Annotated in this window: 6 protein-coding genes; all 6 read left to right on the top strand. The window is 70.1% G+C overall.

The window, feature by feature from the left end; genetic code table 11:
* Positions 1-1,272 (top strand): sugar ABC transporter substrate-binding protein (locus P1P70_RS40620; RefSeq protein ID WP_319246899.1); only part of this gene is annotated, 1,272 nt, incomplete at its 5' end.
* Entirely contained in the window at positions 1,269-2,207 is a 939-nt protein-coding gene (locus tag P1P70_RS40615) for a sugar ABC transporter permease (RefSeq protein WP_319246897.1), read from the top strand. The genes P1P70_RS40620 and P1P70_RS40615, both read left to right, overlap by 4 nt.
* Entirely contained in the window at positions 2,204-3,040 is an 837-nt protein-coding gene (locus P1P70_RS40610; protein WP_319246895.1) for a carbohydrate ABC transporter permease, read from the top strand. The genes P1P70_RS40615 and P1P70_RS40610 overlap by 4 nt, the downstream gene beginning before the upstream one ends.
* On the top strand, positions 3,037-4,026 hold the full coding sequence (locus P1P70_RS40605; protein ID WP_319246893.1) for a zinc-dependent alcohol dehydrogenase family protein: 990 nt from the start codon (positions 3,037-3,039) through the stop codon (positions 4,024-4,026). Before P1P70_RS40610 ends, P1P70_RS40605 begins: the two co-directional genes overlap by 4 nt.
* Positions 4,027-4,141: 115 nt before the next feature.
* A complete protein-coding gene (locus P1P70_RS40600; protein ID WP_239753266.1) occupies positions 4,142-4,363 on the top strand; it encodes a hypothetical protein in 222 nt (73 codons plus the stop codon).
* Between the two features lie 74 nt (positions 4,364-4,437).
* A partial coding sequence (locus tag P1P70_RS40595; protein WP_319246901.1) for a TerD family protein occupies positions 4,438-4,958 on the top strand: 521 nt, incomplete at its 3' end.

Raw genomic sequence — 4,958 nt, 5'->3', positions numbered from 1 at the left:
GGCGGGGCGGGATCCGGCGGCGACGCCATCAACGTCCTCATGGTCAACAACCCACAGATGCAGGAGCTGCAGAAGCTCACCGCCGCGCACTTCACCAAGAAGACCGGCATCGAGGTGAACTTCACCGTGCTGCCGGAGAACGACGTCCGCGACAAGATCAGCCAGGACTTCGCCAACCAGGCGGGCCAGTACGACGTGGCCACCCTCAGCAACTACGAGATACCGATCTACGCCCGCAACGGCTGGCTGGAGGAGCTGGACCCGTACGTCGCGAAGGACCCGGCCTTCGACCAGCAGGACATCCTCAAACCGATGCGCCAGTCCCTGACCGGCGACGACGGCAAGCTCTACGGGGAGCCGTTCTACGGCGAGTCGTCCTTCCTGATGTACCGCAAGGACGTCTTCGCCGAGCGCGGGCTCACCATGCCCGAACACCCCACCTGGCAGCAGGTCGCCGACCTCGCCGCGAAGGCCGACGGGGCCGAGGACGGCATGAAGGGCATCTGTCTGCGCGGACTGCCCGGCTGGGGCGAGGTCATGGCGCCCCTCACCACCGTCGTGAACACCTTCGGCGGCACCTGGTTCGACAAGGACTGGAAGGCCCGGCTGAACTCCCCCGAGTTCGAACAGGCCACCAGCTTCTACGTCGACCTCGTGCGCGAGCACGGCGAGTCCGGCGCCGCCCAGGCCGGCTTCGCCGAGTGCCTCAACAACATGACCCAGGGCAAGGTCGCGATGTGGTACGACGCGACGTCCGCCGCCGGTTCCCTGGAGGCGGCCGACTCCCCGGTGAAGGGCAAGGTCGGATACGTACCGGCGCCCGTCGAGAGGACCGAGTCCGCCGGCTGGCTCTATACCTGGGCCTGGGGCATCCAGCAGGCCTCCCGGAACCCGGACAAGGCCTGGAAGTTCGTCTCCTGGGCGTCGAGCAAGGAGTACGAGGAACTGGTCGGCGAGGAGATCGGCTGGTCGAACGTCCCCGCCGGCAAGCGGGAGTCGACGTACGCGAACCCGGACTACCGCGAGGAGGCCGCCGCCTTCCAGGAGATGACCCGCGAGGCCATCGAGGGCGCCCGGCCCACCGACCCCGGCGTGCAGCCGCGCCCCGCGCCCGGCATCCAGTTCGTCGGCATCCCCGAGTTCACCGACCTCGGTACCAAGGTCTCCCTGGAGATCAGCGCGGCCATCGCCGGACGCCAGTCCGTGGCATCGGCCCTCAAGACATCGCAGGAGCTCGCCGAGCAGATCTCCGAGGAGTACGAGGGACGATGACCGCGACCACGACAGCGCCGAGGGCGGCCACCCCCGTCCGCACCCAGGGCGCACCGAACGCCCGGCTGCGCGCCTGGGCGACCCGCGCCCCGCTCCTGCCCGCCCTGATCTTCATGATCGCCGTGACCCAACTCCCGTTCGTGGCCACACTGGTGATCTCCTTCCTCGACTGGAACTCCCTCTACCCGGACGCCCGCTCCTTCGCCGGCTTCGCCAACTACGGCGAGGTCCTCACCGATCCCGACCTGCGCCGCTCGGTGTGGACGACGATCCTGCTGACGGTCGCCGTGGTCCTCGCCAGCCTGCTCCTCGGCCTGGTGCTCGCCCTGCTCCTCGACCGGAGGTTCCGGGGCCGGGGCATCGTCCGCACCCTGCTCATCGCTCCCTTCCTGGTGGTCCCGGTGGCGGCGGCCCTGCTCTGGAAACACGTCCTCTACAACCCCGAATACGGCTTGTTCAACGGCCTGTTGCACTACGTGGGCGGGCCACAGCCCGACTGGATCTCCGAGACGCCGCTGCTCGCTGTGGAGGCCTCCCTGGTGTGGCAGTGGACGCCGTTCATGATGCTGATCCTGCTGGCGGGGCTGCAGTCCAGGGACCAGCAGCAGATCGAGGCGGCCCGGGTCGACGGCGCGAGCGACTGGCAGATCTTCCGCCATCTGACGTTCCCGCATCTGCGCCGCTACCTGGAACTGGGCGCGCTGCTGGGCTCGATCTACATCGTCCAGAACTTCGACGCGGTCTTCACGATCACCTCGGGCGGCCTGGGCACCGCGAACCTGCCGTACACCGTCTACCAGACCTTCTACCAGGCCCACGAGAACGGCCTCGCCTCGGCCGCGGGCGTCCTGGTCGTCATCGGCTCGATCATCATCGCGACGTTCGCCCTGCGCGTGGTGTCGTCGCTGTTCCGTGAGGAGGCGGGCCGGTCATGAGGTCGACTGCCGTGCGACGCAAGGGACTCGGCCTGGGCCTGGCGGCCTGGCTGCTCGGTGTCCTGTTCTTCCTCCCCATCGCCTGGATGGCGCTGACATCGCTGCACTCGGAACCGGACGCGGCGACCAACCCCCCGTCCTGGGCGGCGTCCCTGACGCTCGACGGCTACCGCGAGTTCTTCGGCGTGGACGGCGGGGCCAGCCCCTGGCCCGCCCTGATCAACTCGACGGTGGCGTCCCTGGCGTCGACCCTCCTCGTCCTCCTCCTCGCCTTCCCGGCGGCGTACGCGCTGTCGATCCGCCCGGTGAAGAAGTGGACGGACGTCCTGTTCTTCTTCCTCTCCACGAAGATGCTGCCGGTGGTGGCGGGTCTGCTCCCTCTCTACCTGTTCGCGAAGAACACGGGCCTGCTGGACAACATCTGGCTCCTCGTCCTGCTCTACACCTCCATGAACCTGCCGATCGCCGTCTGGATGATGCAGTCCTTCCTCGCGGAGGTCCCGGTGGCGGTGATCGAGGCCGCGCAGCTCGACGGCGCCCGGCTCCCCACGGTGCTGGCCCGGGTGGTGGCGCCGATCGCGGCCCCCGGCATCGCCGCGACCGCCCTGATCTGCTTCATCTTCAGCTGGAACGAGCTGCTGTTCGCGAGGGTGCTGACCGGTGTCGTCGCCGAGACCGCCCCCGTCTTCCTGACCGGCTTCATCACCAGCCAGGGCCTGTTCCTGGCCAAGGTGTGCGCCGCGTCGCTCGTCATCTCCCTGCCGGTGCTCGCCGCGGGGTTCGCCGCCCAGGACAAGCTGGTCCAGGGCCTCTCCCTGGGAGCCGTCAAATGAAGGCCGCCGTCATCGAGTCCGTGGGCAGGGCCGTCGTCGCCGAGGTCCCGGACCCGGCACCGGGCCCCCGCGAGGTCGTCGTCGAGGTCGCCGCGTGCGGTCTGTGCGGCACCGATCTGCACATCCTCCAGGGCGAGTTCGCCCCGAAGCTGCCGATCGTGCCCGGACACGAGTTCGCGGGCGAGGTGGTGGGCCTGGGCAGCCGGGTCACCGAGCTCTCCGTGGGCGACCGGGTGGCCGTCGACCCGTCCCTGTACTGCCACGAGTGCCGCTACTGCCGTACCGGCCACAACAACCTCTGCGAGCGGTGGGCCGCGATCGGCGTCACCACGGCCGGCGGCGCGGCGCAGTACGCGGTGGCGCCGGTGGCCAACTGCGTCCGGCTCCCGGAGCACGTCCGCACCCAGGACGCGGCACTGGTGGAACCACTGTCCTGCGCGGTACGGGGCTACGACGTCCTGCGCGCCCGCCTCGGCGCCCATGTCCTCGTCTACGGCTCCGGCACGATGGGTCTGATGATGCTGGAGCTCGCGAAGCGGACGGGCGCGGCGAGCGTGGACGTGGTCGACGTGAACCCCTCCCGCCTGGAGACCGCCCGCCGGCTGGGCGTCTCGGCGGCCGCCGCGGGCGCCGACGAACTGGACCGGCCCCAGGGCTGGGACGTGGTGATCGACGCGACGGGCAACGCCGCCGCCATCCAGGACGGCCTGGACCGGGTGGCCAAGGCCGGCACCTTCCTCCAGTTCGGAGTGGCCGACTACGCGACCCGGGTCACGATCGACCCGTACCGCGTCTACAACCAGGAGATCACCATCACCGGCTCCATGGCCGTCCTGCACAGCTTCGAACGCGCGGCGGAACTCTTCGCGGGCGGCGTCCTGGACCCGGACGTCTTCATCAGCGACCGGGTGCCGCTGGAGCGCTATCCCCAGGCTCTGGAACAATTCGCGGCGGGGGTGGGCAGGAAGATCGTCGTGGTGCCGTAGAGCCTGGGTGCCGTAGAGCCTGGGTGCCGGGGAGCGGCCACGGGCGGCCGGGCGCGCCGTCGGGCGACCGAAATTCGCTGGGCCGTCGCCCGCTGCCGCCCCTACCATCCGCGACATGCCACGCCCCAGCGGATTCACCTACACCGAGCACTCCGACACCACCGTGACGATCGACCACCACGGCCGCGCGGCCACGACACTGCGCGGCCCCCGAGCTGCCCGGTTCCTCGCCGAGGTCGCGGCGGGCGACCCACAGCTGGTCATGGCCCGCTGGACCGGGAACTACCGACGGGGCAACGAACGCACGGCCCGGGAGCACCCCCGCAACCGCCGCTGACCCGAACGGCCGACCGGCACGCCTGGGTAAGGGAACGGTAAAGCGGCCTGAATCGTTCACCCGGCATGACCGCTATGACCCCCGGCTCGAACATCCCGCTGCCCGTCACCCGTGTCGCGGTGGACGTCGCCGCACCCGTGCGGCTCGACGTCTCGGGCCTGCTGCTCACCGCCGACGGCAAGGTGCGCTCGGACGACGATTTCATCTTCTACAACCAGCCGAGCGGCCCGGGCGTGACGTACCGCTCCGGCGGCGGCACGACCCCCGACTCGATCACGGTGGACACGACGGCCGTGCCCCCGGGCATCGAGAAGATCGTCGTCACGGCCAGCCCCGACGCGGCCGGCCAGACCTTCCAGGGCGTCGAACCGACGGCCACGATCCGCGACGCCGCGAACGGCTCGGTGATCGCCACGTTCACCCCGCCACAGTTGGGCACGGAGACGGCCCTGGTGATCGTGGAGGTCTATCTGCGCAACGGCGCGTGGAAGGCGCGCGCGGTCGGCCAGGGGTACGCCAACGGCCTCGCGGGCATCGCGACGGACTTCGGCGTCACCGTGGAGGAACCCGCCCCGGCCCCGGCACAGCCCGTCGC

The sequence above is a fragment of the Streptomyces sp. MB09-02B genome (genome assembly GCF_033794485.1).
Classification (GTDB): Bacteria; Actinomycetota; Actinomycetes; order Streptomycetales; family Streptomycetaceae; genus Streptomyces.
This window is presented reverse-complemented; position numbering and strand designations above follow the sequence as displayed.